We start from the raw sequence: 26547 nt of genomic DNA, 5'->3' as shown, positions 1-26547 counted from the left end.
TTCATGCAAAAGAACGCCCGGCGCGAGGGCCGGGCGTTCGGGTGCTGCTGAGCGTGATTACCAGATCGAGATGCGGTCCTTCTCGCTGCGCACCATCGGGTCGCCGGCCTTGCAGTCGAAAGCCTGCGCGAACACCGGCATGTTCGACGGCGGCCCGTCGGCGCGGAAGTTATCCGGTGCATGCGGGTCCGAGGCGATGATGACTTTCTCCAGCTCGGGCGTGTAGCGACCGCGCCAGGCGGTGGCCCAGCCGATGAAGAAGCGCTGATCGCGCGTCAGGTCGTCGGCCCTGTCATCCGGTTGGCCGGCGGTCGCGGCCTGCATCGCGTCGTAGGCGACGTTGATGCCGCCGAGATCGGCGATGTTCTCGCCCAGCGTCAGCTTGCCGTTGACCTTGACCCCATCCTTGGTCGTGTAGCCGTTGAACTGGGCGATCAGCTTGTCGGTCAACGCGTTGAACTTGGCGCGGTCATCCTTCGTCCACCAGTCCTCGAAGTTGCCGTCCGGGCCGAAGCGCGAACCCTGATCGTCGTAGCCGTGCGTCATTTCATGGCCGATCACCGAGCCGATCGCGCCATAGTTGAACGCGGCATCGGCATTCGGATCGAAGAACGGCGGCTGCAGGATGGCGGCCGGGAACACGATCTCGTTCTGCAGCGGGTTGTAGTAGGCGTTGACGGTCTGCGGCGTCATCGACCATTCGGTCTTGTCGACCGGCTTGCCGATCTTGCTGAGCTGCCACTCGTAGTTGAACTTGTCGGCGGCCAGCGCGTTGCCGAGATAGTCGTCCGGCTGCGTCTTCAGACCGCTCCAGTCACGCCACTTGTCGGGATAGCCGATCTTCGGCGTGAACGCCGCCCACTTTTCGAGTGCCTTCTTCTTGGTCTCGTCGCTCATCCAGCTGAGATTCTCGATGCGAGCCTTGAGCGCCGTACGCAGATTGCCGACCAGCGTCTCCATCTGCGTCTTCGATTCCGGCGGGAAGGCGACCTTGACGTAGAGCTGGCCCATCGCTTCGCCGGCATTGGATTCGATGGCGCCGATGACGCGCTTCCAGCGCGCGCGCTGTTCCTTCTGCCCGCCCAGCGTCTTGCGGTGGAATTCGAAGTACTCGTCGACGAAAGCCTTGCTCAGATACGGCGAGGCACTGTCGACGAGGTGGTAGCGCAGGTAGCTCTGCCACTGCGCCGCCGGCACGTCGGCGAGCATCTTGCTGACTTCTTCGTGGAAGGCCGGCATCGCCAGCGAGAACATCGTCGGTGCGGGCACGCCTTGCGAGGCGAAGAACGCGGTCCACGGGAAGTTGGGGGTCAGCTTGTCGGCGTCGGCCGGCGACACCGGGTTGTAGTACAGCGAGACGTCGCGCGACATTTCTTCCTGCGACTTCGAGACCTTGGCCAGGCGCGTCTCGAAGGCCATCACGGTCTTGGCCTGCTCGGCGGCGTCCTTGGCGTCGATGCCGGACAGCTCCAGCACCTTGGCGATGTGCTTCTCGTAGGCCTCGCGAATGTCCTTCTTGTCGTCGTCGAAGTAGTAGTTGCGGTCGGGCAGGCCGAGGCCGCCCTGCGTCGCGTACGCGATGTTCATCGACGAGTTCTTGAAATCGGCTTCGGCGTCGAAGTCGAACAGCGGATTCTCGCCTTCGGCGGCGGTCTTGCGCAGGTAGTCGGCGATCGACTTGCCGTCGCTGAGCGCGGCGATCGCATCGAGGCGCGACTTCAGCGGGCTGATGCCGAGCTGCTCGATCTTCTTGTCGTCCATGCCGGACGTCCAGAAGTCGGCGATGATCTTGTCGATGGTGCCCGGCGATTTTTCAGTCGCGGCGTGCTCGGCGATCTGATGCCGCACGTCGAGCGAGCGCTCGGCCAGTGCCGCGAACGGCCCCCAGCTGGCGCGATCGGACGGAATCGGGTTGGCCGCCAGCCACTTGTCGTTGACGTAGGCGGCGAGGTCGGTGCAGGCGTTCTTGCTGGCGTCGAGGTCGTTCGGCGAGAAGCTGATCGACGGCGTCAGCTTGCTGTCGTCGAGCTTCCATGCGGCCGGGTCGGCGGCGGCCTTGCTGGTGCTGTCGTCATGTCCCTTGCAGGCAACGACGCCGGTGGCCAGCGTCAGCGCCAGCACCGCTTTGATGGTGTTCATGAATGCCCCTGTACGGATGATCGCAGGCACTGTAAGCGCTGCTGCCGGCGGGCGATAGGGGGATCGCCCGCCGGTCGTGTCATCCTCTCAGCTGAAGCTGGAGAAGTCCGGCTTGCGCTTCTGCATGAATGCGGTGAGCGCTTCGCGCGCTTCGGGCTGCGTCAGCATCGGGCCGAAGTGATTGATCTCGACGCCGATCACATCCTTGAGCTGTTCGCGCGTCCAGCGCTTGAGGAGCGCCTTGGTTGTGCGCATTGCGTTCGGCGGTTGCGCGGCGAGCTTGAGCGCCTGCGCGCGCGCGTAGGCGATGACTTCATCGTCGGCCTTGACGTCGTTGATCAGGCCGTATTCGCGGGCCTTGGCCGCCGAGAACATCTCGCCGAGCAACAGCAGTTCGGCGGCGCGCGGGTGGCCCATGATCGCCGGCATCATCATGCTCGAACCGAATTCCGGGCAGATGCCGATGTTGACGAACGGCAGCTGGAAGCGCGTCTTCTCGCCGGCGTAGACGAGGTCGCAGTGCAGCAGCAGCGTCGTGCCGATACCGACCGCCGGGCCCTGCACGGCGGCGACCGCCGGCTTGCTCAGGTCGGTGACGGCCTGCATGAAGCGGGCGATGACGTTGCCGCTGGCATTGCCCGGCGAATTGAGGAAATCGCCGAGGTCGTTGCCGCTGCAGAAGCAGCCGTCGGTGCCGACGAACATCACGACACGGACGTCGGCGTTGTCGTTGGCGGCGACCAGGGCATCGGCCATCGCGGCGTACATCGCCGAGCTGATGGCGTTTTTCTTGTCGGCGCGGTTGAGGCGGATCGTCAGGATCCGGTCGCGCAGTTCGGTGACGATGTGCTCGGTGCTCATGTAGGGACCGTTCTTGAAAGTGAGGGTGGCTAGTGTAGCGGCCGGGCCGCTGGAACCGGCTGCTGCGTCCGGACGAGTGACCGCATTATCCGGCCGCCTTCGTCGGCATCGCGAAGATCAGGCACGAAGTGCTGGCATAGGCCAGCAGCTTGCCGTCGTCGGAAAAGATGCGGCCTTCGGCGACGGCGATCTGCCGGCCGCGGTTGATGACGGTGCCGACGCCGCGCACGCGCATGCCCGGCATGATCGGCCGCGTCAGGTTCACCTTCAGCTCGACCGTCGTGTAGCCCTCGCCGGCGGCGAGTGTCGAATGCACGGCGCAGCCGAGCACCGAGTCGAGCAAGGTGCAGGCGAAGCCGCCGTGAATACTGCCGAGCGGATTGAGATGCCGATGCTCGGGGGCACCGTCCATCACGACTTCGCCGTGCTTGGCGCTGACCGTGCGGATCGCCATCGTTTCCATGATCGGCGGGGTCGGCAGGCGGCCGTCGATGATGGCCTGCAGGAAGCTGACGCCGTCGACGCTGGCGCGTTCGGCGGGATCGACGACGCCGTAGCGGATGGCGGCGGTGGGGGTATCGGGCATGACGGAACTCGATGTGGCTTCGGATTTGGAAGTCAGACGCTAGTCGGCTATTCTGGCTTTGTCAATGAAAGTCAGACTGTCAGAACCAGCAGATGACGTGCGCCGCGACCTCGACCAGTGCGCGATCGCCGCGGCGGCCGAGCTGATCGGGGACCGCTGGTGCCTGCTGGTGCTGCGCGAAGCATTCATGGGGGTGCGTCGCTATGACGCGTTCCTACGCAACACCGGCTGCTCGACGGCGGTGCTGGCATCGCGCCTGAAAAAGCTGGTCGATGCCGGCGTGCTGCGCCGCCAGGCCTATCGCGACGACGGCGACCGCGAGCGCTCGGAGTACCGGCTGACGTCGCGCGGTGTCGACCTGCTGCCGGTGATCGTCGCGCTGATGGATTGGGGCGATCGCCATGCGTCGCCGCCTGGTGGCGGTCCGGTGCGCCTGCTCGACCGCCGCAGCGGCGGGCGCATCCGCGCGGCCCTGGTCAACGAAAGCGGCGAGGTGGTCGAGCCGCGCGACTCGCAGCCGGTACGCAACCCGGATTTTCGGGCACCGCGCTGACGGTCTGCGCGTGCCTCGATACGCCGTGCTTCGCACGGCACTCGGCATGAACGGATGGGGGAGGCGTCAAGCGCCGGCCCTGCCGCACGCCCGACCTGAACTCGGGGTGAGGCACCACGATTCCATTTCGCCGTTCGCCCTGAGTGCCGCGCGCAGCGCGGTGTATCGAAGGGTCTCGGCGCTTGCGGCGCGCACTCGGACGTATTTGTCCTGCCCTGCGGTTTGCACGTGCCTCGACACACCGTGCTTCGCACGGCACTCGGCATGAACTGATAGGTAGGCGTCAAGCGCAGGTCCTGCCGCACGCGGGGCTGAACTCGGGGAGGGCGTCACCGATCCCATTTCGCCGTTCGCCCTGAGTGCCGCGCGCAGCGCGGTGTATCGAAGGATCTCCGCACCTGCGGTGCGCGCCGAGGCGTCTGTCGGGCCTGACGGTTTGGGCGTGTTTCGATGTTCTGGTTGCGTACGCTGCCAGCGCTTCGGACGCGTCCCTGGCGAGGCCGCGCCGCAGCTGATGTGCTCAGTCAGATGACCGGTGGTCTGTGGCGGGTCCAGCGTCTCTGCGCGCCGGTTCTGCCGCATGAACGAAGACGGTATACGTGTCCGCCGGCCGATGAGCGCCTGCCAGGTCGAGTGCGTGCCCGATGGCCCCGCGATGGTAGGTGCCGTGGTTGATCAAGTGGTAGATCACCTCCTCGCGGGTCAGCATTCCATTCCTGCCGTCGACGAACGCAAAGCGGATGTATTTGCCGATCTCGCCTGGCGGAAGCGTCCGAACGTAATCCTGCAGCCAGCGGTTCGACGCCATCAATCGGTGATCGAGCGCTGTAAGCTGAGGCACATCATGTGTGTTCGTGGAAGCATACGGATCGGCGGCACCGATCAATCGAGCACGGAACAGTTCTTCGACCCGCACCATGTGATTGAGCTGCTGTCGAGCAAACGCGAAGGCCGCGGATGCGCTTCGTTGATCGAGCCGGGCGACGGCGTCCAGTGTCCGACGGTCGGCCCAGATCTTGTACTGCAGTGGGGTTTGGAGGTCCATGTGCCGAGAACTGAAGAGGTGCGAGCCGACGCTGGTCACAGCCTGCCGTTGAATTTGTCCAGCGCACGTACCGCATCAGCCGGCCTTGACCGGCTCTCGGCACCGACGCCCGCGCGTCAGAACATCTGCGTGGTTTGCGCGTCGGCCTTTTCCGGTGCGACCTCGCTGCGCGACTGGATCCAGTCGCCGGTGATCATCTGCGCGTAGGGCTGACCGGGACCGACCATCGGGTAGACCGACGCCATCGGGTCGATCATGACTTCGAGGAAGGCCGGGCCGTCGGCTTCGATGAAGGCCTTGATCGTCGCTTCGAGCTCGCTCTTCTTCTCGACGCGCGCCGCGAACTGATAGCCGTCGGCCTCGGCGGCCTTGATGAAGTCCTTGGTGTGCAGCGTCTTGTCCGAACCCGCGTAGCGCGACTCGAAGAACAGCCGCTGCCACTGCTTGACCATGCCGTCGCCGTTGTTGTTGAGCATGACGATCTTGACCGGCAGCTTGTAGGTCGTCGCCGTTTCCAGCTCGCCGTAGTTCATGCGGATCGAGGCGTCGCCGTCGATGTCGATGACGATCTTGTCCCTGGCCGCGAACGCGGCGCCGAGCGCGGCCGGCAGACCGAAGCCCATCGTGCCCATCGAGCCGGACGTCAGCCACAGGCGCGGATGCTTGAAGTCGAAATACTGCGCGGCCCACATCTGGTGCTGGCCGACGCCGGTGGCGACCACGGCCTCGCCCTGGGTCTGCGCGTTGATCGCCTCGATCACGGCATGCGGCTGGATCAGCTCGCCGCCGCGCTCGTAGTTCATCGCGTGGACCTGCTTGAGCTGGGCGATATGGGCATGCCACTCGCCGTAGTCGGGTGCAAAGCCCTGCTTGCCGAGGTACTCGCGCAGGCTGTTCAGCGCCGCATTGAGCTCGCCGACGTGGTGCCACTGCACGCGCTTGACCTTGTTGATCTCCGACGGGTCGATGTCGAAGTGGGCGATGGCCTTGGCATTTGGCGCGAACTTGCCCGGATTGCCGGCGACGCGGTCGTCGAAGCGCGCGCCGACCGCGATCAGGAAGTCGCAGTCGTCGACCGCGTAGTTGGCGAACGCGGTGCCGTGCATGCCGAGCATCTGCAGGCACAGCGGCTCGGTGGTGTCGTAGCAGCCGATGCCCATCAGCGTCGTCGTCACCGGGATGCCGAAGGCGTGCGCGAACGCGCGCAGGCTTTCCGAGGCCTCGCCGTGAATGACGCCGCCGCCGGCATAGATCAGCGGCCGCTTGGCCTGACGCAGCAGGTCGAGGAAGCTGCGCTGCTGGGTCGGCGTCACCAGGTTTTCGTAGACCTCCTTGAGCCGCGCGCGGTAGCCCGGCAGCGGCAGCACGCCCTCGCCCTGGAACGGACCGCTCCAGTTCTGCACGTCCTTGGGGATGTCGACGACCACCGGGCCGGGGCGGCCGGTGCGGGCGATCTCGAACGCGCTGCGCAGCGTCGCTTCGAGCTTGCTGGCGTCGGTGACGAGGAACACGTGCTTGGCCGCCGAGCCCATGATCGCGCTGATCGGCGCTTCCTGGAACGCATCGGTGCCGACCGCGGCGGTCGGCACCTGGCCGCAGATCACGACCATCGGGATCGAGTCGGCCATGCTGTCGCGCACCGGCGTGACGGTATTGGTCGCGCCCGGGCCGGACGTCACCATGCACACGCCGACGCGGCCGGACGCGCGCGAATAGCCGGCGGCCATGAAGCCGGCGGCCTGCTCGTTGGCCGGCACGATCAGCGGGATGGACTCGCCGCCGTCGGCACTCGGATGCGCGGCGTTGTAGCGGTAGATCGCGTCGTAGCAGGGCAGAATCGCACCGCCGCTGTAGCCGAAGACGACCTCGACGCCCTCGTCCGCAAGAATCTGGACGATCATGTCCGCTCCGGTCATCGTCTGGCCGGCGAGCGGGTGGGCAGTCTTCAGTACGGCGTTCATTGAGGGTCTTGGCGGTGCGCGTCAAACGTAGGGGGCGCGAATCTTAGCCCTATTTGGGGGGCTACCCCAATAGTCTTGGCGCCGCGTTCGTGCTAGCCCACGGCCAATTTTTTGGTGCTTTCTCGGCCGCGAGCCACTAAGATGCGCGCCCTATGCGTCATATCATCTCTATCCTGCTACAAAACGAAGCGGGCGCGCTGGCCCGCGTCGCGGCGATGTTTTCGTCGCGCGGCTACAACATCGACTCGTTGTCGGTCGCGCCGACGCACGATCCGACGGTTTCGCGCCTGACGCTCGTCACGACGGGTTCCGATGCGGTCATCGAGCAGATCATCAAGCAGACCCGCAAGCTGATCGACATCGTCGAGATTTCCGACCTGTCGAGCGACGAGCACCTCGAGTGCGAGCTGGTCATGCTCAAGGTCTCGACGCTCGGCGTCGACACCCGCGCGCTGCTCGACTGCGTGCGCGAGCATCGCGGCGTGATCCTCGACGAGACCGGCGAGACGCGCACCGCGCAATGCGCCGGTGCCGCCCCGGAGATCGATGCGTTCGTCGCGGCGATCGAGAAGATCGCGCCGGTGCTGGAGCTGGTCCGTTCCGGCGTTGCCGCCCTGCAGCGCGGTGCGCAGTGCATGCGCGTGCCGGTGGTCTGAGCGCCTACCCACTACCCCCCGAGCGAACGCCTGCGGCGGCCGCTTATTTGCCAAGTCCTGACCTGGAGTGAAGCTGTGAGCATTAACGTGTATTACGACAAAGACGCCGACCTTTCGATCATCCAGTCGAAGAAGGTCGTCATCGTCGGTTACGGTTCGCAGGGGCATGCCCACGCGCTCAACCTCAAGGACAGCGGCGTCGATGTCATCGTCGGCCTGCGTGCCGGCTCGAAGTCCTGGGAAAAGGCCGAGAAGTCCGGCGTCAAGGTCATGGAAGTGGGCGAGGCGGTGAAGATCGCCGACGTCATCATGATCCTGGCCCCCGACGAGGACCAGCGCAAGATCTACGCCGACTCGATCGCGCCGAACATCAAGCAGGGCGCGGCGCTGGCGTTCGCGCACGGCCTCAACGTGCATTTCGGCCTGATCGAGCCGCGCGCCGACCTCGACGTGATCATGATCGCGCCGAAGGGCCCCGGCCACACGGTGCGCAGCACCTACACCCAGGGCGGCGGCGTGCCGAGCCTGATCGCCGTCTACCAGGATGCGTCGGGCCAGGCCAAGCAGATCGCGCTGTCGTACGCGTCGGCCAATGGCGGCGGCCGCGCCGGCGTCATCGAAACGACCTTCCGCGAGGAAGTCGAAACCGACCTGTTCGGTGAGCAGGCGGTGCTTTGCGGCGGCACGACGGCGCTGGTGCAGGCCGGTTTCGAGACGCTGGTCGAAGCGGGTTACGCGCCGGAAATGGCGTACTTCGAGTGCCTGCACGAGCTCAAGCTGATCGTCGACCTGATGTACGAAGGCGGCATGGCCAACATGCGCTACTCGATCTCCAACACCGCCGAGTACGGCGACTACGTGACCGGCCCGCGCCTGATCACCGAGGAGACGAAGAAGGAAATGAAGAAGGTGCTGGCCGACATCCAGACCGGCCGCTTCGTTCGCGACTTCGTGCTCGAGCACCAGGCCGGCCACACCACGCTGAAGGCGCAGCGTCGCCTGTCGGCCGAGCATCAGATCGAGGAAGTCGGCAGCAAGCTGCGCGAAATGATGCCGTGGATCTCGAAGAACAAGCTCGTCGACAAGACGCGCAACTGATCCTCGCGACGCTACGGCTCCTGCCGCAGCGTCGTACGATCATCGAGTCAAGAACGCCCGCGCACGCGGGCGTTTTTTGTGCGCGGCGTTCGCGCTTCTTCAGCTTTCGGCGCCTGCACTCAGCCGCAGGTCACCGGCGGTGCGAAGCGCGGTGCGCACGCACAGACGCAGTGCCGCCTGCACGACGTCGATCGGCAGGCTCGGCGCGCCGGGGTGTTGCGCGGCCTGCGCCGGCGAATACGGAATGTGAATGAAGCCGCCGCGCACGCGGGGCTGCGCGCGCAGCGCGTGCAGCAGGCCGTAGAGCACGTGGTTGCAGACATAGGTGCCGGCGGTCTGCGAGATTTCGGCGGGAATGCCGGCGTCGCGCAACGCCTGCAGCATGGCCTTGATCGGCAGCGTCGCGAAGTAGGCGGCCGGGCCGCCGGCGACCACCGGTTCGTCGATTGGCTGCTGGCCGCGATTGTCGGCGATGCGCGCGTCGTCGACGTTGATGCCGACGCGTTCGATGGTCAGTTGCGCGCGGCCGCCGGCCTGACCAACGCAGATCACCAGTGCGGGTTTGTGTTCGCGCAGCGCCGCGCGCAACGTACGCAGCGAGTCGCCGAAGACGACCGGCAGCTGCACGGCCTGCACGCGATGGCCGGCGATGCGCGCGCCATGCAGGCCGGCGACGGCCTCCCAGCTCGGGTTGCTCGATTCGCCGCCGAACGGCGCGAAGCCGGTCAGCAGCACGGTCGGGGTCTTGGAGGACTTGCGCATCATGGGCCTCAGAACGCGAAGATCAGCCAGTACATCAGCAGCAGGTTGACGGCCATCAGGCCCAGCGCGGTCGGCAACTGCGCGCGGATCACCGCGTAGGGGTCGTCGAGTTCGAGCAGCGCCACCGGCACCAGATTGAAGTTGGCCGCCATCGGCGTCAGCAGTGTGCCGCAATAGCCGGTGAGCATGCCCAGCGAGCCGAGGATGGCGGCGTTGGCGCCGTGTTCGTGGATCAGCAGCGGCAGGCCAATGCCGGCCGTCATGACCGGAAACGCGGCGAAGGCATTGCCCATGATGACGGTGAACAAGACCATGCCGAGGCCATAGGCGAGCACGCAGGCGACACGGCTGTCGCTGGGAATCACCGCAGTGACCAGCGCCGAGACCGCATCGCCGACGCCGCTGGCTGCGAACACGCCGCCGAGTGTCGCCAATACCAGCGGCAGCAATGCCGCCCAGCCCATGGTGTCGAGCAGGCGCCGGCCTTCACGGGCCGCGGTTGGCAGCGGCGCGCGGCCCATGCGCAGCGCTACCAGCACGGCGATGACGCTGGCCAGCGACAGGCCGATCAGCGTGACACTGTCGTCGGCACCGATCAGGCCACTCTCGGTCAACCATTTGCCGGCGATCACGACCAGTACCGTGATCAGCGGAATCAGCAGCGCCGGCACGAACAGCCGGTGGCCGAGACGGCGGGCACTGGCGAGCCGCTGTTCGAGCGGGGCTTCGGCCAGCGCCGGTCTTTGCATGCCCGGCGCCAGCACCGCCAGCAGCAGGACCGCGACGCCGGCGCATTGCGCGGGCAGCGGGTCGCCGGCAGCGTCGCGCGCCAGCACCCAGTCGCCGCTGCCGATCAGCAGCGCGGTCACCGCCCAGAAGCCGGCCGCGCGCCAGCGCCGTTCGCGCAGGTTGCGCAGCGCCGTGTAGGCGATCAGCAGTGCCAGCAGCCCGTAGAAATAGCCGAGATGGATCATCGCCCCGCCTCCAGGCGGCGGCGCAGCGCGCGGCTGTAGAGGCGGATGCGCAGCGCGTGAATGACGAAGGCGGCGATCGCCGTCGGCAGCGCCCACAGCGCGATCTGCAGCGGTTCGAGGACGATGCCGTTTTGCGCGTAGAAACCCTGGATCAGCAGCACCGCGCCGATGGCGACGAACACGTCCTCGCCGAAGAACAGGCCGATGTTGTCGGTGGCCGCGTCGAGCGCGAACAGGCGTTGGCGCTCCGCGTCGGGCAGCTTGCCGTGCTCTTTCTCGGCGGCGGCCTCGCTCATCGGCGCCAGCAGCGGGCGCACCGTCTGCGGGTGGCCGCCGACCTGATTGAGACCGACCATGCTCAGCAGTTGGCGCAGCAGCAGATAGCCGGCGAGCAGCCGGCCCAGCGTCAATCCGGCCAGGCGACCGATCCAGGCGTGCGCGTGCTCGCGCAGGCCGGCGCGTTCGAGCACGCCGATGGTCGGCAGTGTCAGCCCGAACAGCAGTAGCGCGCGGTTCGACACGAAGCTCTTGCCGAGCAGCTCCAGCAGGTTCGGCACGCTCATGCCGGCGCACAGGCCGCTGACGAGGCCGGCGCCGACGACCACGATCACCGGGTTGAAGCGCAGGATGAAGCCGAGCACCACGCAGGCGATGCCCAGCAGCGGCCAGTAATTGAGGTCGATCATGTCGTGCGTCGGCTGCGGGGCGCGGCCCCGGTGGCGGTGAGGGCGGGGTGGATCACAGCGCGTGCACGCCGACGCCCACCACTTCCAGCCCTTCGCGCAAGGCGCGGGCGAAGGCGGCGGCATCGGCGCGGTCGCCGTGCAGGCACAGCGTGTCGGCGCGGCGCTGCAGGATCTGGCCGTCGGCCAGCGTCAGGCGGCCGTGCTGCGCCAGCGCGCGTGCCTGCGCGAGTGCCGACGGCAGGTCATCGAGTTCGGCGCCCGGTGTGCCGCGCGGCAGCAATTGGCCGTCAGCGGCATAGCCGCGTTCGGCGAAGACCTCATGCGCGACGCGCAGGCCGGCGGCGCTGCCGGCGTCGGTCAGCGCCGAGCCGGACAGGCCGTACAGCGTCAGCGTCGGGTCGATGGCCGCCACGCAGTCGGCGATCGCCCGAGCGCAGTCGGCGTCACGCGCGGCGCGGTTGTAGAGCGCGCCGTGCGGTTTGACGTGGCGCAGCGGCCAGGCTTCCTGCTCGGCGATCGCGCGCAGTGCGAGGATTTGTTCGCGCACGGTGGCGGCAATCTGCGCCGGGCTCAAGTCCTGCGCACGACGGCCGAAGCCCTCGCGATCGGGGTAGGACGGATGCGCGCCGACGGCAACGCTGCGCGCGCGGCACAGGCGCAGCGTCGCGCGCATGCTCTGCTCGTCGCCGGCGTGGCCGCCGCAGGCGATGCTGGCGCTGCTGATCCACGGCACGATCGCCGCGTCGTCGCCGCAGCCTTCGCCGAGGTCGCAGTTGAAGTCGATGGAGGGCATGGCCGAGAGGCTAGTGCACCGGGCCGGTCGGATTCCAGCCCTGGCCGTGCGCGGCGCCCGCTGCCGGTCGCGATGTTGCGCAGAGCGCAACGGTCGTGACATCGATTGGTGATCCGCGCGGCTGGCGCGACCCGCGTCAGTTGCCGCCGTATTGGGCGATGGCGTGCTCGAGTGCGGCCATCGCGGCGGCGCGCTGTGTCGCGAGTTCGCGCGCCTGTTCGACGCTGACGGCCTCGAAGCGGACGCGCTGACCCGGCAGCAGTTGCGCGAGGCGATTGCGGTCGGCGCCGATCACGTCGCCAAGGCGTGGATAGCCGCCAACGGTTTGGGCGTCGGCGAGCAGCACGATGGGCTGACCGTCCGGCGGCAGCTGGATGGTGCCCGGCGCGACGGCGGCCGAGATGCCGTTGGCCGGCGGTGACGGCAGGGCGTCGCCCGACAGGCGCAGGCCCTGGCGATTGCTGCGCGCATCGATCTGCCATTCGCGGCGGGCCAGCGCGACGGCGGCGGGTTGGGCGCTCGGCACATAGCGCAGCACTGCGGTACGCGGCGGGGCGTCGACGCGGATCGACCACGGTGCGGCACGGCTGCGCGTGAAGTCGGTCCGGGCGGCGCCCAGCGGCAGCACGTCATCGGCGGCCAGTGCGCGGCCCAGCAGGCCGCCGAAGCCGGCACGCAGATCGGTGCTGCGGCTGCCGAGCACGGCGGCAACGTCGATGCCGCCGGACACGGCGATCCAGGCGCGCGCCGCGCCGCGCAGGCGGCCCAGCTCGATGCGTCCCGGCAGCAGATCGAAGCGGCGGCCACTATCGATCGTCAGCAGGCTGTCGTCGGCACCGCGGTAGCGGCCTTGCAGTGGCGCGCCGCAGATCGCCAGGCGACAGGGCTGCAGCAATTCCAGCGTCGGCGCCTGCAGCGTGCATTCGATGACGGCGGCGTCGGCGGCGTTGCCGACTAGGCGGTTGGCGATGCGCGCGGCGTCGGCGTCGAGGGCGCCGGCCAGGCCGACGCCGAGGTGGCGCCAGCCGCTGCGGCCGAGATCCTGCACCGTGCTCAGCGGGCCGCTGCTGATGACTTTCAGACTCATGCGGGCGGGCTCAGCTCAGGTCGTGTTCGTTGCGGTCGGCGAAGCCTGCCGCGTCGATGGCGACGAAGCGCACGCGGTCGCCGGGCAACAAGCGCGATGGCGGCGCACGCTCGACGTCGAACAGGCGCAGCGGCGTGCTGCCGATCAATCGCCAGCCGCCGGGGCTTGCACGCGGGTAAATCCCGGTCTGCTGACCGCCGATCGCGACGCTGCCGGCCGGAACGCGGGTTCGCGGCGTCGCCAGGCGCGGCAAAGCCAGCGTCGGGTCCAGCCCGCGCAGATAGGGAAAGCCGGGCGCGAAGCCGATGAGTGCCACCTCGTAGTCGCCGTCGGCGTGCCGCCGTGCAAGGTCCGCTGCAGTCAGGCCGAGTTCGGTCGCGGCCGATTCCAGGTCCGGGCCGTGCTCGCCGCCGTAGCAGACCGGGATCTCGATCAGCCGCGCGGCATCGCGCTCGGTCGCGCCGGCCGGCAGGCGGCGCAGCGTGTCCTGCAGGTAAGCGCCGATCTCGGATGCCGTGGACTGTCGCGGATCGAAGAACACGCCGACGCTGTCATAGGCCGGCACCAGGTCGCGCAGCCAGGGCAGGGCCGCCTCGCGCAACGCTGCGCACAGCGCGCGGATCGGCGCCGTGTTGGTGGTGTCTTCGGACCACTGCAGCAGCAGCGCGTCGTCGGCCAGGCGTTCGAGTGTGGGCAGCGGCGTATCGATGATGAGGCTCGCGGTGACGTGCATTGCGGAGCGCGCGCCGGGCGCGGCCCGCGCATCGTCGTGGCTGGGCTTCGGTAACGCAAGCGGCGGGTCGGCAATGATATTCAGGCCGGCGACCCGCTAAGATTCGGCCCCACCGGGATTGAAACGACATAACGACGATATGGACAGCAGCCAGCCCAAAAAGCGACGCAAAGGCATCTATCTGGTGCCGAACATGCTGACGACCGGCACGTTGTTCGGCGGCTTCTACGCGATCGTGATGGCCACCGCCGGTCATTTCTCGGCGGCGGTGTTCGGCATTTTTGGCGCGATGATCTGCGATGGCCTCGACGGTCGCGTTGCGCGGCTGACCAATACGCAGACCGACTTCGGCAAGGAATATGACTCACTGTGCGACATGGTCGCATTCGGCATCGCGCCGGCGGTGCTGATCTGGGCGTTCTCGCTGCACTATCTGGCCGACTATCCGTGGATCGGCGGCAAGCTCGGCTGGGTCATCGCGTTCGCGTACGCGGCCTGCGCGGCACTGCGGCTGGCGCGCTTCAACGTGCTGGCGGCGCTGGCCAGTTCGAACAAGGATTTCTACGGCGTGCCGAGCCCGGCGGCGGCGGCGGTCATCACCTTCTTCGTCTGGAGTTGCGTCGACGACAGCCGCTCGTTGTTCGCGTGGGTCTCCGGCCATGTCCCGCTGACCGGCAGTGAAGTGCTCGGCTTCGCGGCGCCGCTGACGGTGGCGACGGCGCTGTCGATGGTGTCGAGCGTGCGCTACAACAGCTTCAAGAAGCTGAACTTGAAGACGCGGATGCGCTTCGTGTCGCTGGCCGCGGTGATCGGCATCTTCGCGCTGGTGCTGATCGACCCGCCGCGCATCCTGTTCCTGGGCTTTTTCGCGTACGCACTGTCGGGGCCGGCAGCGCTGATCTGGCGGCGCGTGCGCCGCTCGTCGGCGACCGCGTGAACCGGCAGATGGTGACGTTCGTCGCCATTGGTGGTTTTCCCCTGCGGCGAATTGGTCTATAGTTCCGCGTCATGTGCCGCACCATTCACAACGACCTGCATGCCAGCACCCTCGGTGCGGTGCCGTCGTTCGTGCGCTCGCAGCTTCTTCTTGGTCTCGCGCTTCTGCCGTAAGGCAGACCAACGACCGCGCCAGCACGGGGCCGAAACCGTGCCAGACAAAACCCAAGAAATTCACCGCCGAACCTGGCCTTAGCGGCCGTTCGCGATACGGCAGGAATCCGCCATGAGCATGCTGAAAGATCCTTCGACCAAGTACCGTTCGTTCCAGCCCATCCACCTGCGTGACCGGCAGTGGCCGGACGCGGTGCTCTCCAAGGCGCCGATCTGGCTGTCGACCGATCTTCGCGACGGCAATCAGGCGCTGATCGAGCCGATGGATGTCGAGCGCAAACTGCGCATGTTCCGCGAGCTGATCCGTATCGGCTTCAAGGAGATCGAGGTCGGCTTCCCGAGCGCCTCGCAGATCGAATTCGATTTCGTGCGTCGCCTGATCGAAGACGACATGATCCCGGACGACGTCACCATTCAGGTGCTGACGCCGGCCCGCGAGGAACTGATTCGCCGCACCTTCGAATCGTTGAAGGGCGCCAAGCAAGCCATCGTTCACGTCTATAACGCCGTGGCGCCGATCATGCGCCGCGTCGTCTTCAACATGACCAAGGAGCAGGTGCTCAACGACCTGGCGATCAAGCACGCGCATCTGGCGCGGCAGTTGGCCAACGAGCATCCGGGCACGCGCTGGCGCTTCGAGTATTCGCCGGAAATGTTCTCGGGCACCGAGCTGGAGTTCTCGAAGCAGGTCGTCGACGCCGTCGTCGAGGCCTTCGGTGCGACGCCGGAAGATCCGTTGATCATCAACCTGCCGTCGACCGTCGAGCATTCGACGCCGAACATCTTCGCCGACATGATCGAGTGGATGCATCGCAACGTCGCCAAGCGTGACGCGATCATCCTGTCGGTGCATCCGCACAATGACCGCGGCACCGGCACCGCCGCCGGCGAGTTCGCGCTGATGGCCGGCGCCGACCGCATCGAGGGCACGCTGTTCGGCAACGGCGAGCGCACCGGCAATTTCGACGTCGCCAATCTGGCGCTGAACCTGTATTCGCAGGGCGTCGATCCGCAGTTGGACTTCTCCGACATCGACGAAGTCCGCCGCGTCGTCGAGTACTGCAACCAGCTGCCGGTACATCCACGCCATCCTTACGTCGGCGATCTGGTCTACACCTCGTTCTCCGGCTCGCATCAGGATGCGATCAAGAAGGCTTTCTCGGCGCGCGAGGACGGCGATATCTGGGACATGCCGTATCTGCCGCTGGACCCGATGGACCTGGGCCGCAGCTACGAGGCGGTGATTCGCGTCAATTCGCAGTCCGGCAAGGGCGGCATTTCGTATCTGCTCGAGCATGAGCACGGGCTGGTGCTGCCGCGCCGCCTGCAGATCGAGTTCAGCCAGGTCGTGCAGGGCGCGATGGACGAGTCCGGCAAGGAAATGTCGGCCGAGGACATCGGCGAGATCTTCACGCGCGAGTATTTCGACGCGCAGCAGCCGTATGGCTACGTCGCCCACCATCTGGTCGAGGACTCGAAGCGCAACGAGGTGGAGCTGGCCACCGAGATCGAGGTCGATGGCCAGGTGCGCCAGCTCAAGGGCCGCGGCAACGGCCCGATCGACGCGTTCATCGCGGCGATGTCGGACGTGGTCGGTGAGAAGCTGACGGTGGTCGACTATCACGAGCACGCGATCTCGGCCGGTGCCGACGCCGCCGCGGCAACCTACATCGAGCTGAAGCTCGGTGACGGCAAGGCGCTGTTCGGCGCGGCGCGCGATTCGAACATCGTCACCGCGTCGCTGAAGGCGATCCTGTCCGGACTCAACCGCGCGCTGGCGCAGCGCGGCAACGTCGAGCAGCGTCGCGTCGCCTGACCCGAAGTCGGCCGCTGGCCGGGCTTCGCCCGCTTGGCGCGGGCTGAAGGCCGGCTGGCGGCTATTTGCGGCCGGTCCGCCGCAGGTACAGCAGCGCGGTCCGCTGCGCTGCATACTGCGGACCTCTCGCCTTTAGTGGTTCTGCCGTCATGTCGGTTCACGCACCGATCGACCATCTGTGGGTACTCGCCTGCGCGATTCTCGTCGTGCTGATGCAAGCGGGCTTTACCTGTGTCGAATCCGGCCTGGTGCGCGCCAAGAACAGCATCAACGTCGCCTTCAAGAATCTCATCGATTTCTGCATCGCCGCGGTGCTGTACGGCGTTGCCGGCTTCGGCCTGATGTTCGGCGCCAGCTGGCACGGCCTGATCGGCGTGCAGCCGGACATTCTCGAGCATGCCGGCTCGACGTCCTGGCTCTACACGCTGTTCTTCTTTCAGGTTGCGTTCTGCGGCACGGCGACGACCATCGTGTCCGGCGCGGTCGCCGAGCGCATGCGCTTCGCTGCGTATTGCGCCGCGGCGGTGATGATCTCGCTGCTGATCTATCCGATCGTCGGCCACTGGGCCTGGGGCGGTGTGATCGAGGGCTTTCACACCGGCTGGCTAGGCAAGGCGGGGTTCATCGATTTCGCCGGTTCGACCGTCGTGCACTCGGTCGGTGGCTGGGTGTCACTGGCCTGTCTGTTGATCATCGGCCCGCGTGTCGGTCGCTTCGGTCCCAACGGGCGGCCGATCGAGGGCTACAACCTGCCGGTGGCGACGCTCGGCGTGTTCCTGCTCTGGGTCGGCTGGTTCGGCTTCAACGGCGGCAGCACCCTGGCGCTCGACGATCAGGTGCCGCGCATCATCACCAATACCGCGCTCGCCGGCGCGGCGGGCGGCGCGGCGGCGATGCTGCTGACCTGGAAGCTGCTCGGCATTCCCGCCGTCGATCGCATCATGAACGGCGTACTCGCGGGGCTGGTCGGCGTTACCGCCGGCTGCCATCTGCTGACGCCGCTGGGCGCCCTGCTGGTCGGTGCGGTCGGCGGTGCGGTCTGCATGCTCGGCACGCAGCTGCTCGAAAGGCGGCAGATCGACGATGCGGTCGGCGCCGTGCCGGTCCATCTGTTTGCCGGCATCTGGGGGACCCTGGCGGTTGCGCTTTGCGCGCCGGACGGCAGCTGGGGCGAGGGCGTGACGCGCTGGCAGCAATTGCAGGTCCAGCTGCTCGGCATCGTCAGCATTGGCGTGTTCTCGTTCGGCTTGGCGTTCGTGGTGCTGTATCTGTTCAATCGCTGGATGCCGCTGCGGGTCAGCCGTGACGACGAGCGCATCGGCCTCAATATCGCCGAGCATGGTGCCAGCAGCGCGGTGCTCGACCTGATCGTGCAAATGGACCGTCAGGCGCGCAGCGGCGACTTCGCGTCGCGCGTCGATGTCGAGCCCGAGACCGAGGCGGCTCGCATCGCGGTTTTCTACAACGCCGTTCTTGACCGCTTCGCGGTCGAGAGCAGCCGCCGGCAGATGGCGATGCGCAAGCTGGCCCAGCTCGCGAATTACGACACCCTGACCGGCCTCGGTACGCGGCGCCTGTTCCTCGAAGCGGTGCGTCGTGCAGCGCGCAAGCTGCGTGGAACGTCGGCGCAGGGCGCGTTGCTTTATGTCGACCTTGATGATTTCAAGCTGATCAATGACCGCTACGGGCATGCCTTTGGCGATCAGTTGCTGCGCCATGCCGCCAAGCGCATGACCGTGCTGGTGCCGGACGGCGGCGCCGTGCTCGGCCGGTTGGGCGGCGATGAATTCGCGATCGTCATCGCACGCATTGACGGTGTCGAGGCCGCGGAAATACTGGCCGACGAACTGCTGATCGCTCTGTCGGTGCCGTTCGAGCTGGAATCGCGTCAGTTCGAGATTCACGCGTCGGTGGGGATCGCGCTGTTCGATGGTTCGGACGACAACGCCGAGCGCATCATCCGGCGCGCCGATGAGGCGATGTACGTCGCCAAGCTCGCCGGCAAGCGCGGCTGGCGGCTTGAAGGCCGCGATACCGACGAGTTCGCGCCCGATCTCTGAGCGCCGTTCGCCGTACGCCGATAAAATGCCGACATGGATGCCGCGCGCCGACACCGTTATCTGAAGCTGATGGGCATCGATGCCTGGCGGCTGCGTGGTGCCGAGCCGGACCCGCTGGAAGCCGAGATGCCGCCTGCAACGGTGGCCGAAGCCGCGCCGCCGGCGCGAGCCGCTGCAGCGCCGCGACCCACGACACCGCGCCCATCGGCGGCGCCGCCGCGTCCGGCCGCCGTGCCACGAACGGCGCCGCAGCCGGCCACGCCATCTCTCGTTGCAACGCCACCTGTCGCCGCGCCGCGCGTCGTCGACGTGCCGGGCGATTGGACGGGGCTGCGTGCGATGGTCAGTGGCTGCGACGCCTGCAAGCTGTGCGCGACGCGGACCAACACGGTGTTCGGCATTGGTCACGAGTCGGCGCCGCTGATGGTGATCGGCGAAGGGCCGGGCGCCGACGAGGATGCGCGCGGTGAACCGTTCGTCGGTCGCGCCGGCCAATTGCTCGACGAGATGCTGAAAGCCATTGGCCGCAGCCGCGGCGAGGCCGACCCGGCGCGCGCGGTGTTCATCGCCAACGTCGTCAAATGCCGGCCGCCCGGCAATCGCGATCCGCAACCGGACGAGGTCGAGGCCTGCCGTCCGTACCTCGACCGGCAGATCGAGCTGGTGCAGCCCAAGCTGATCGTCGCACTCGGCCGTGTCGCCGCGCAGCGCCTGCTCAGCACCGACCAGCCGCTGTCGCGCCTGCGCGGGCAGATGCATCGTTACGGTCCGCGTGACACGCCGCTGCTGATCACCTACCACCCGGCCTATCTGCTGCGCAGTCCGCGCGAGAAGGCCAAGAGCTGGGCGGATCTCAAACAGATCCACCGCCTGCTGGGAGCCGGCGCATGAGCGTGCGACACGGTGTTTTGCGCACAGCGCAAACGGGTGCGGGAGCAGGCTCTCTCATGCGAGCGGACGCACTTGCAGTCGGCGCGAGGATGGAAGCATGAGTGCGCAGCCCGAAGACATCTGGCGGCTGTACCCGATGCATCCGTCACACCTGCCGCAGGTCATGGAGATCGAGCAGCAGGCCTATACGCACCCGTGGACCGAAGGCATCTTCAACGACTGCCTGCGTGTCGGCTACAGCGCCTGGGTCGTGACCAATACGCTCGGCGAGGTGCTGGCGTATGCGCTGATGAGCATGGCGGTCGGCGAAGCGCATGTGCTGAACATCTGCGTCGCGCCGGATCAGCAGCGTCGCGGCGTCGCCGCGTTTCTGCTGCGGCACCTGCTGATGGTGGCACGCGCCGCCGGCGTCACGCTGGTGCTGCTCGAAGTACGCCGTTCGAACAAGGCCGCGCAGAAGCTCTACGAGAACTTCGGGTTCGCCAAGATCGGTGAACGTCGCGGCTACTATCCGGCCGCCGAAGGCCGCGAGGACGCTTGGGTGCTGTCCCTGGAACTCATCGGCAGTTGAGTCGATGCCCCGGCGCCGCTCGCGGCGCGATCTTGAATCGACATTCGCAGTGGCGGGCCTGACAGGACAGCGCATGAAATCCGATCGAAGCAGCAGGTGGTCGTGGGCGTTCTACGACTGGGCGAATTCGTCGTTCGCGACAACGGTGATGGCCGGCTTCTTTCCGCTGTTCTTCGCCGAGTATTGGGCCAAGGGCCTGGAGCCGGGCACGCGCACGTTCTGGCTGGGCCTGGCCAGCTCGGCGGTCAGCGTCATCGTCATGTTCATCGCGCCGCTGCTCGGTGGCCTGGCCGATCGCAAGGGCATCAAGAAGCACTTCCTGTTCGCCGCGACCGTGCTCGGCGCGGTGTCGACGGCGGCGATGTTCTGGGTGGCGCAAGGCAACTGGCCGCTGGCCCTGGGACTGTTCGCGCTCGGTTCGATCGGTTTTTTTGCCGGCACGTCGTTTTACGATTCGCTGATCGTCGCGGTCGCCAAGCCTGAGGAAATGGACTTCACATCGGGCCTCGGCTACGGCCTGGGCTACCTGGGCGGTGGCCTGTTGTTCGCGGTGAACGTCTTCATGTTCCAGTCGCCGCAGACTTTCGGCCTGGCCAGCGGCGCGCAGGCGGTGTTGTGGTCGTTCCTGATGGTCGGGGTCTGGTGGATGCTGTTCTCGCTGCCGCTGTTCCGCTGGGTGCACGAGGAGCCGATGCACGATCAATCCGGCAGCGACTGGCAGGAACTGGTACGCACCTTCCGTCAGGTGCTGACGATGAAGCCGGTGCTGCTGTTCCTGCTTGGCTACTGGCTGTACATCGACGCGGTCGACACCATCATCCGCATGGCCGTCGATTACGGCGTCAAGCTTGGCTTCGAACCCAGCGCCTTGATCAAGGCGCTGCTGCTGGTGCAGTTCATCGGCTTTCCGGCCGCCGTGCTGTATGGCTGGCTGGCCAATCGTTTCGGCACCAAGCTGATGATGTACATCGCGCTGGCCGTCTACGGCGGGGTGACGATCGGCTCTTACTGGCTGCAAAGCGAGCGCGATTTTTATCTGTTGGCGGCGGCGATCGGCTGCGTGCAGGGTGGTATCCAGTCGCTGTCGCGCTCGTACTACGCACGCCTGATCCCGTCCGAGCAGTCCGGGCAGTTCTTCGGCTTCTACAACATGCTCGGCAAGTTCGCCGCCGTGCTCGGGCCCATCGTCGTCGGCCAGACCGCATTGGTCGTCGACAACCAGCGCCTGCCGATCCTGACGCTGTTGCCGTTCTTCGTTATCGGCGGGCTGTTGCTGTCGCGCGTGAAGGCGCCGGCAGCGGCGGCTCCGTCGCAAAATCCGCCGGCCGCTTCGGCGTGACGCCGTCGTAGAACGCGAATACCGGGCGCATGTCGCGATCCCAGTCGCCGGTTGGCCAGACCAGCAAATTCGCGCCAACCGTGCGCGTGCGGTAGTCGATGTAGGCGACCAGTACCGGGACGTCGGCGGCGGTGGCGATGTGATAGAAGCCGCGCTTCCAGCGTGCCACGCGCGAGCGTGTGCCTTCCGGCGCCAGCGCGATGATCAGCTGCTCATGCGCGACGAAGGCATCGCTGCTCTGGCGTACGACACCACCGGCGGCCTGGCGGTCGACGGCGATGCCGCCGAGCGCGCGCAGCGGACGCCCCCAGATGCCGCGAAACAGCGTGTGCTTGCCGAGCCAGTGCACGTCGAGATCGAGCGCCAGTACCGCCGCCATGCCGAACACGAAGTCCCAGTTCGAGGTGTGTGGCGCGGCGATGACGACCAGCTTCGGCACGTCCGGCACCGTCACCTGCAGGCGCCAGCCGAAGCTGCGCAGCACGGCGCGGCCCAGGCGGCGCAGCAACGGGCGCTGCCGGCGCGGTACGTGCGCGCCGATCGCGATGCGGTCTTCGCGGTCCATGATCTCCTCGTCGCCCGTTTTCGCCGGGCGCTTCTTGCTTGTTATCGATCGTCACCGGCATGGCCGGGGACAGTGCATTATCGCCGATCGACGGTCGCTGCGATCAGATGCGCGCAGCTGTTACAGCACGCCGCAGCTCGGCGACACGTGCTGCATTCGGCGTGTCGAGATAGCGGCTGCTCAGGTAGAGGTCGAGCGCCGTCTGCAATGCGTCGCACCACTCGGGGTGCGTCTGTTGCACGCGGGCGATGTAGTCGCGCGGGCCTTCGCCCGGATGTGCCGGCAGGCCACGGCGCGCGAGGCGGCGGGTCAGGCGTTGCCACTCGCGCAACGCCGGGTCTTGCGTGCGCGCCGGTGCCGCACGTCGCATCAGCACGGCGCCGACCAGTGCCAGCGTGCCGGTGACGAGGATGGTCAATGCCAGGATCATCGATCGCAGATCACCGAGCCCGAAGCGCTGCAGGAACTGCTGCTGCAGTTCCGGGCCGTAGCCCAGCACCAGGCCGTTCCAGCGCGCATTGAGCCAATCCCAGCGCAGCTTCAGCGCGTCGCGCCAGGCGGTTCGATGCGCCAGGTAAGCGGGCAGGCCGTCGGCACTGTCGATCGCGGCGCTGAGCCCGTCCTCGATGCGGTTCGGCGCGACGGCGGCGGTTGGGTCGATGCGGTGCCAGCTGCCGTCGAACCAGACTTCGCTCCAGGCGTGCGCGTCGGCCTGGTTGACGACGTAGTAGTCGCCAAGCGCATTGAGCGTGCCACCCTGATAGCCGGTGACGACACGCGCCGGAATGCCGGCGGCGCGCATCAGGAACGTGAACGCGCTGCTGTAGTGCTCGCAGAAGCCGCGGCGCGTGTCGAACAGGAATTCGTCGATGCTGTCGGCGCCGAGCGCCGGTGGGCGTAGCGTGTAGACGAAGTTTTCGTTGCGAATCATGTTCAGCGCGGCATCGACGATTTGCCTGTCGGTCAAGCCCTGTGCGCGCCAGCTTTGAGCCAGCGCCAGCGTGCGCGGATCGCGCCCCTTCGGCAGTCGCGTCAGGCGCTGCCGTGCACGTGCGTCGAGCTGCGGGTCCAGCGCGTATTGCGGGTACGAGGTGACGGTGTAGCGGCGCCGCTCGATGACCGGCCGGCGTGCCAGCAGTTCGCCGTTGTGGTTGAGGCGCACGTCGTCGGGCAGCCCGCGGTCGCTGGGCAGGTCGAGCGCCAGCAGCCACGGCATGCGCGTCGCCTCCATCGTGGCTTCGTAGCGCACCGGCTGGCCGAGATAGCGGACAGCATCGGCGGCCAAGGGCTGGCGACTGATCCAGCTGGGCTTCCAGGTGCGGCCGTCGAAGAAGTCGAAGACCGGGCCGCGCCAGTAACGCTGCTCCGGCGGCGGCGCGGGGCCGTCGAAGTGCACGCGAAACGCCACCGCGTCGGTCTGGATCAGCGACGCGATATCGCCCGGTGACATCGAGTCTGACAAACCGGTGCGCGCGGTGGCGCCGGCGTCGGCCGGCAGACCCCACAGCGGCCCTGGGATGCGCGGGAACAGCACGAACAGGATCAGCATCAGCGGCAGCGCCTGCGCGACCATCACGCCAGCCTTGCGCAAGGTCTGTCGCGGCGGCAGTGCGCCGAGATGCTGGCATTCGATCAGCAGCGCGGTGATCGCCACGCAGCTGACCAGCAGGTAGATCGAGGTCCAGATCTCCTGCGAGTAGAAGAAATGCGTGACGAGCATGAAGTACATCAGGAACACCATGACCATCACGTCGCGGCGCGCGCGCAACTCGACGAGCTTGAGCGCGCCCATCAGGCACAGCAGCGCGGTGCCGGCGGTCTGGCCGGAGACGTGGCCGTAGCTGGCATAGATGCCGCCGACCGACGCGACCACCAGGCCAACGCGCAGCGCCCGCGGCGGCATCCGCCACTGCCGCGTGGCCGCCAGCGCGCGCCAGATCAGCAGGGCGACGAGCAGGCCGGTCTCCCACAGCGGCAGATGCGTGACATGCGGCGCGTAGACCAGTGTCAGCACCAAGAGCAGACGCAACAGCGTCGCGACCGGCAGGTAGTCGGCGATGCCGCGCTCGTCGCTCATGCACGCCGTCCCGCGCTGTCTTCAAGCCCGGCCACCCGCAGCAGAGCGCCCGTGCCCGCAGACGGGTGCGCGCTGCGCAAAACACCGTGCCGCGGGCTCACGCGTCGGCCCCGTACAGCGCCAAGGTTTTCAGGCAGCGGAAGCGATGGGCATCGCCCTGGCCGGGTGCGATCGTCGTGCCCGGCACGCGCAGGCCGTAGCGGCGTTGCAGCGCTTCGGCATCGAGCACCCAGCGCGTGAGTTGCGACAAACGCGCTTCGACGTCGAGCTGCGGCAGCGCATGCCATTCGAGCCAGAGATCCTGATCGAGTGCTTCCTGGAACTGCTTGACCATCGGCTGCGGCGACTTCGGCAGGCTCTTCCAGTGGATCGCGCGTGCGGTGTCGCCGCGCTGGTAGCCGCGCAGGCCACTGAACTCGTCCTGGCCGATGCGGTTGCTGGCTTCGAGGCTGCCATGGCCGGCGCTGCCCGGCGGCACCAGGCGCGCCGCCGCCGGTCTCGGATAGGCGAGCACGCTGATGTCGAGCTCGGCCCAGGTCCAGGCGTGGAACAGGCCCAGCGGATATTCGGTGGCGACGCTGAAGGCGCCGGCCCGCAGCCAGCCGCGGCGCGCGGCCGCCAGCGGCAAGCGCATTGTCGCGGTCTGCAGCGGCGCGATGTCTTGTGTGTCGGCGGGCTGCGCGGCGCGCGGCCACGACAGGCCGATCGACAGCCGCGCCTGCCGCGACGGGTTGTCGACGCGCACTTCGATGTGCGCGATCTCGTCGACGAAGACCGGATGCGTGACGCCGGCGCGCAGCCGCAGGTTCGCGAGGTTGGCGTGCGTGTGATACATGCACAGCAGGCCGAGGCCGGCGAGCAGGAAGGTCAGCAGGAACGCCATGCTGTTGCTGTAGTTCATCGCGCCGAGCAGCATGACCAGCAGCATCAGCGCGTAGCCGCTGCCGAAGCGCGTCGGCACGATGTAGACGCGGCCGCGCGAGATCGCGATCGGCCCCGGCTGACGCTTGACGCGCGCCATCACCCAGGCGTCGATACGCGCCTGAATCAGATGCAGTGGGTTGAAGCTCACGCCCCGTGCCGTATGCTTTTTCGCCTCACGCCTCACGCCTCACGCCTCACGCCTCACGCCTCACGCCTCACGCCTCACGCCTCACGGTATAGCCACCTGCGCGAGGATGTCCTCGGCGCTGGTGGCGGCGCCCTCGCGCTCGGCCGACATCACCAGTCGATGGCCGACCACGGCCGCGAACACCGCCTGGACATCCTCCGGAATCACGCCGCTGCGGCCTTCGATGAACGCCCAGGCCTGTGCAGCGCGACGCAGGCCGAGCCCGGCGCGCGGTGACAGGCCCTGGCGTAGCCCCGGCAGCTCGCGGGTTCGCTGCACCAGCGCGAGGATGTAGTCGACCAGCGCCGGCGCGGTGCGCACGCCGCGGACCTGCTGCTGCAAATCGAGCAACTCGGCCGGCTGCAGCACCGGCTGCAGCTCGTCGAGCAGGTCGCGGCGTTCGCGTTCCAACAATAGTTGGCGTTCGGCATCCGGCGACGGATAGCCCAGCGACAGACGCATCAGGAAGCGATCGAGCTGCGATTCCGGCAGCGGGAAGGTGCCGAGCTGGTAGGAGGGGTTCTGCGTGGCGATGACGAAGAACGGTTCCGGCAGTGCGCGCGTGTCGCCTTCGGCGGTGACCTGGCGTTCTTCCATCGCCTCGAGCAGCGCCGACTGCGTTTTCGGGCTGGCGCGATTGACCTCGTCGGCCAGTACCAGCTGCGAGAAGATCGGCCCCGGCACGAAGCGAAACGCGCTGGTCGCGGTTTCGAACACGGAGACGCCGAGGATATCGGCCGGCAGCAGGTCGGACGTGAACTGCACACGCTGGAAGTGCAGGCCGAGCACGCGTGCCAGCGCCAGCGCCAGCGTCGTCTTGCCCATGCCGGGGATGTCCTCGATCAGCAGGTGGCCGCGCGCGAGCAGGCAGGCCAGCACCAGCCGCAGCTGGGCGTCCTTGCCGAGAATGATCTGATTGAGGCGCTGCAGGACGGGGGCGACGGTGGCATTCATGACGGAGCGATCAGAGAGGCAGGCGTATTCGTTCGGATAGGGCTTCGCGAGCCCGAGCGGCGAGTGTAACCGCAGGCGCCGCCCGTGCCGGACGGACGGTCCCGGTCGGTCGAATAATG

Annotated in this window: 24 protein-coding genes; 9 read left to right on the top strand and 15 right to left on the bottom strand. The window is 67.3% G+C overall.

What is annotated here, in order from left to right; all coding sequences use genetic code 11:
• Positions 1 to 57 precede the first annotated feature (57 nt).
• The 3 genes from G7Y82_RS13530 to G7Y82_RS13520 all read right to left on the bottom strand — a co-directional run bounded on the left by G7Y82_RS13530 (position 58) and on the right by G7Y82_RS13520 (position 3586).
• Positions 58 to 2139: a M13 family metallopeptidase gene (locus G7Y82_RS13530; protein WP_168148656.1), complete on the bottom strand. Its 2082-nt coding sequence runs from the start codon at positions 2137 to 2139 to the stop codon at positions 58 to 60.
• Between the two features lie 87 nt (positions 2140 to 2226).
• The gene (locus G7Y82_RS13525; RefSeq protein ID WP_168148655.1) at positions 2227 to 3000 is read right to left on the bottom strand and encodes an enoyl-CoA hydratase; all 774 of its coding nucleotides are present in this window, start codon (positions 2998 to 3000) and stop codon (positions 2227 to 2229) included.
• Between the two features lie 85 nt (positions 3001 to 3085).
• Positions 3086 to 3586, bottom strand: coding sequence for a PaaI family thioesterase (locus G7Y82_RS13520; protein WP_168148654.1), 501 nt, complete (start codon positions 3584 to 3586; stop codon positions 3086 to 3088).
• Positions 3587 to 3650: 64 nt separating this feature from the next.
• Here G7Y82_RS13520 and G7Y82_RS13515 point away from each other — a divergent pair, with 64 nt between their 5' ends.
• On the top strand, positions 3651 to 4139 hold the full coding sequence (locus G7Y82_RS13515; protein WP_168148653.1) for a winged helix-turn-helix transcriptional regulator: 489 nt from the start codon (positions 3651 to 3653) through the stop codon (positions 4137 to 4139).
• 520 nt (positions 4140 to 4659) lie between these two features.
• On the opposite strand, the gene G7Y82_RS13510 is transcribed toward G7Y82_RS13515, so the two are convergent.
• A complete protein-coding gene (locus G7Y82_RS13510) occupies positions 4660 to 5184 on the bottom strand; it encodes a DinB family protein (protein WP_168148652.1) in 525 nt (174 codons plus the stop codon).
• Positions 5185 to 5300: 116 nt separating this feature from the next.
• Positions 5301 to 7145, bottom strand: coding sequence for a biosynthetic-type acetolactate synthase large subunit (gene ilvB / locus G7Y82_RS13505; protein WP_168148651.1), 1845 nt, complete (start codon positions 7143 to 7145; stop codon positions 5301 to 5303).
• A 152-nt stretch (positions 7146 to 7297) separates the two neighbouring features.
• On the opposite strand from ilvB, the gene ilvN reads away from it, so the two are divergent.
• Together ilvN and ilvC are read left to right on the top strand one after the other, a co-directional pair.
• Positions 7298 to 7801: an acetolactate synthase small subunit gene (ilvN, locus tag G7Y82_RS13500; RefSeq protein ID WP_168148650.1), complete on the top strand. Its 504-nt coding sequence runs from the start codon at positions 7298 to 7300 to the stop codon at positions 7799 to 7801.
• Between the two features lie 81 nt (positions 7802 to 7882).
• Positions 7883 to 8899, top strand: a complete 1017-nt coding sequence (gene ilvC / locus G7Y82_RS13495; RefSeq protein WP_366515667.1) for a ketol-acid reductoisomerase — start codon at positions 7883 to 7885, stop codon at positions 8897 to 8899.
• Positions 8900 to 8998: 99 nt separating this feature from the next.
• Here ilvC and pcp read toward each other — a convergent pair whose 3' ends face one another.
• The 6 genes from pcp to pxpB all read right to left on the bottom strand — a co-directional run bounded on the left by pcp (position 8999) and on the right by pxpB (position 13934).
• A complete protein-coding gene (pcp, locus tag G7Y82_RS13490) occupies positions 8999 to 9661 on the bottom strand; it encodes a pyroglutamyl-peptidase I (RefSeq protein WP_168148728.1) in 663 nt (220 codons plus the stop codon).
• 8 nt (positions 9662 to 9669) lie between these two features.
• Positions 9670 to 10635 carry a DUF979 domain-containing protein gene (locus tag G7Y82_RS13485; RefSeq protein WP_168148648.1) on the bottom strand — a complete coding sequence of 322 codons (966 nt, stop codon included), beginning with the start codon at positions 10633 to 10635 and terminating at the stop codon, positions 9670 to 9672.
• Entirely contained in the window at positions 10632 to 11321 is a 690-nt protein-coding gene (locus G7Y82_RS13480) for a DUF969 domain-containing protein (protein ID WP_168148647.1), read from the bottom strand. Before G7Y82_RS13480 ends, G7Y82_RS13485 begins: the two co-directional genes overlap by 4 nt.
• Positions 11322 to 11373: 52 nt before the next feature.
• Entirely contained in the window at positions 11374 to 12114 is a 741-nt protein-coding gene (locus G7Y82_RS13475) for a 5-oxoprolinase subunit PxpA (RefSeq protein WP_168148646.1), read from the bottom strand.
• Between the two features lie 136 nt (positions 12115 to 12250).
• Positions 12251 to 13201, bottom strand: coding sequence for a 5-oxoprolinase subunit C family protein (locus tag G7Y82_RS13470; RefSeq protein ID WP_168148645.1), 951 nt, complete (start codon positions 13199 to 13201; stop codon positions 12251 to 12253).
• A 10-nt stretch (positions 13202 to 13211) separates the two neighbouring features.
• Complete coding sequence (gene pxpB / locus G7Y82_RS13465; protein ID WP_168148644.1) at positions 13212 to 13934, bottom strand: 5-oxoprolinase subunit PxpB; 723 nt, start codon at positions 13932 to 13934, stop codon at positions 13212 to 13214.
• 139 nt (positions 13935 to 14073) lie between these two features.
• On the opposite strand from pxpB, the gene pssA reads away from it, so the two are divergent.
• The 6 genes from pssA (at position 14074) to G7Y82_RS13435 (ending at position 21721) form a co-directional block, all read left to right on the top strand.
• The gene (gene pssA / locus G7Y82_RS13460) at positions 14074 to 14871 is read left to right on the top strand and encodes a CDP-diacylglycerol--serine O-phosphatidyltransferase (protein WP_168148643.1); all 798 of its coding nucleotides are present in this window, start codon (positions 14074 to 14076) and stop codon (positions 14869 to 14871) included.
• 291 nt (positions 14872 to 15162) lie between these two features.
• The gene (leuA, locus tag G7Y82_RS13455) at positions 15163 to 16860 is read left to right on the top strand and encodes a 2-isopropylmalate synthase (protein WP_168148727.1); all 1698 of its coding nucleotides are present in this window, start codon (positions 15163 to 15165) and stop codon (positions 16858 to 16860) included.
• Positions 16861 to 17009: 149 nt separating this feature from the next.
• Complete coding sequence (locus G7Y82_RS13450) at positions 17010 to 18920, top strand: ammonium transporter (RefSeq protein WP_168148642.1); 1911 nt, start codon at positions 17010 to 17012, stop codon at positions 18918 to 18920.
• A gap of 33 nt (positions 18921 to 18953) precedes the next feature.
• Positions 18954 to 19811 carry a uracil-DNA glycosylase gene (locus G7Y82_RS21470; protein ID WP_168148641.1) on the top strand — a complete coding sequence of 286 codons (858 nt, stop codon included), beginning with the start codon at positions 18954 to 18956 and terminating at the stop codon, positions 19809 to 19811.
• 97 nt (positions 19812 to 19908) lie between these two features.
• Complete coding sequence (gene rimI, locus G7Y82_RS13440; RefSeq protein ID WP_168148640.1) at positions 19909 to 20382, top strand: ribosomal protein S18-alanine N-acetyltransferase; 474 nt, start codon at positions 19909 to 19911, stop codon at positions 20380 to 20382.
• Positions 20383 to 20455: 73 nt separating this feature from the next.
• Positions 20456 to 21721 (top strand): MFS transporter, encoded by a 1266-nt coding sequence (locus tag G7Y82_RS13435; protein WP_168148639.1) that lies wholly within the window; start codon positions 20456 to 20458, stop codon positions 21719 to 21721.
• Here G7Y82_RS13435 and G7Y82_RS13430 read toward each other — a convergent pair.
• The 4 genes from G7Y82_RS13430 to G7Y82_RS13415 form a co-directional block, all read right to left on the bottom strand.
• Positions 21639 to 22286, bottom strand: a complete 648-nt coding sequence (locus tag G7Y82_RS13430) for a lysophospholipid acyltransferase family protein (RefSeq protein WP_168148638.1) — start codon at positions 22284 to 22286, stop codon at positions 21639 to 21641. The two genes, G7Y82_RS13435 and G7Y82_RS13430, sit on opposite strands and share 83 nt — an antisense overlap.
• 103 nt (positions 22287 to 22389) lie before the next feature.
• Complete coding sequence (locus G7Y82_RS13425) at positions 22390 to 24363, bottom strand: transglutaminase TgpA family protein (protein ID WP_168148637.1); 1974 nt, start codon at positions 24361 to 24363, stop codon at positions 22390 to 22392.
• A 97-nt stretch (positions 24364 to 24460) separates the two neighbouring features.
• The gene (locus G7Y82_RS21905; protein ID WP_168148636.1) at positions 24461 to 25435 is read right to left on the bottom strand and encodes a DUF58 domain-containing protein; all 975 of its coding nucleotides are present in this window, start codon (positions 25433 to 25435) and stop codon (positions 24461 to 24463) included.
• 81 nt (positions 25436 to 25516) lie between these two features.
• Positions 25517 to 26428 (bottom strand): AAA family ATPase, encoded by a 912-nt coding sequence (locus tag G7Y82_RS13415; protein ID WP_168148635.1) that lies wholly within the window; start codon positions 26426 to 26428, stop codon positions 25517 to 25519.
• Positions 26429 to 26547: the final 119 nt, after the last annotated feature.

Origin of the sequence: Solimonas marina (assembly GCF_012241385.1) — a bacterium.
Classification (GTDB): domain Bacteria; phylum Pseudomonadota; class Gammaproteobacteria; order Nevskiales; family Nevskiaceae; genus Solimonas; species Solimonas marina.
Note: the sequence above shows the minus strand (reverse complement) of the source record. Positions and strands in the feature narration are given on the sequence as shown.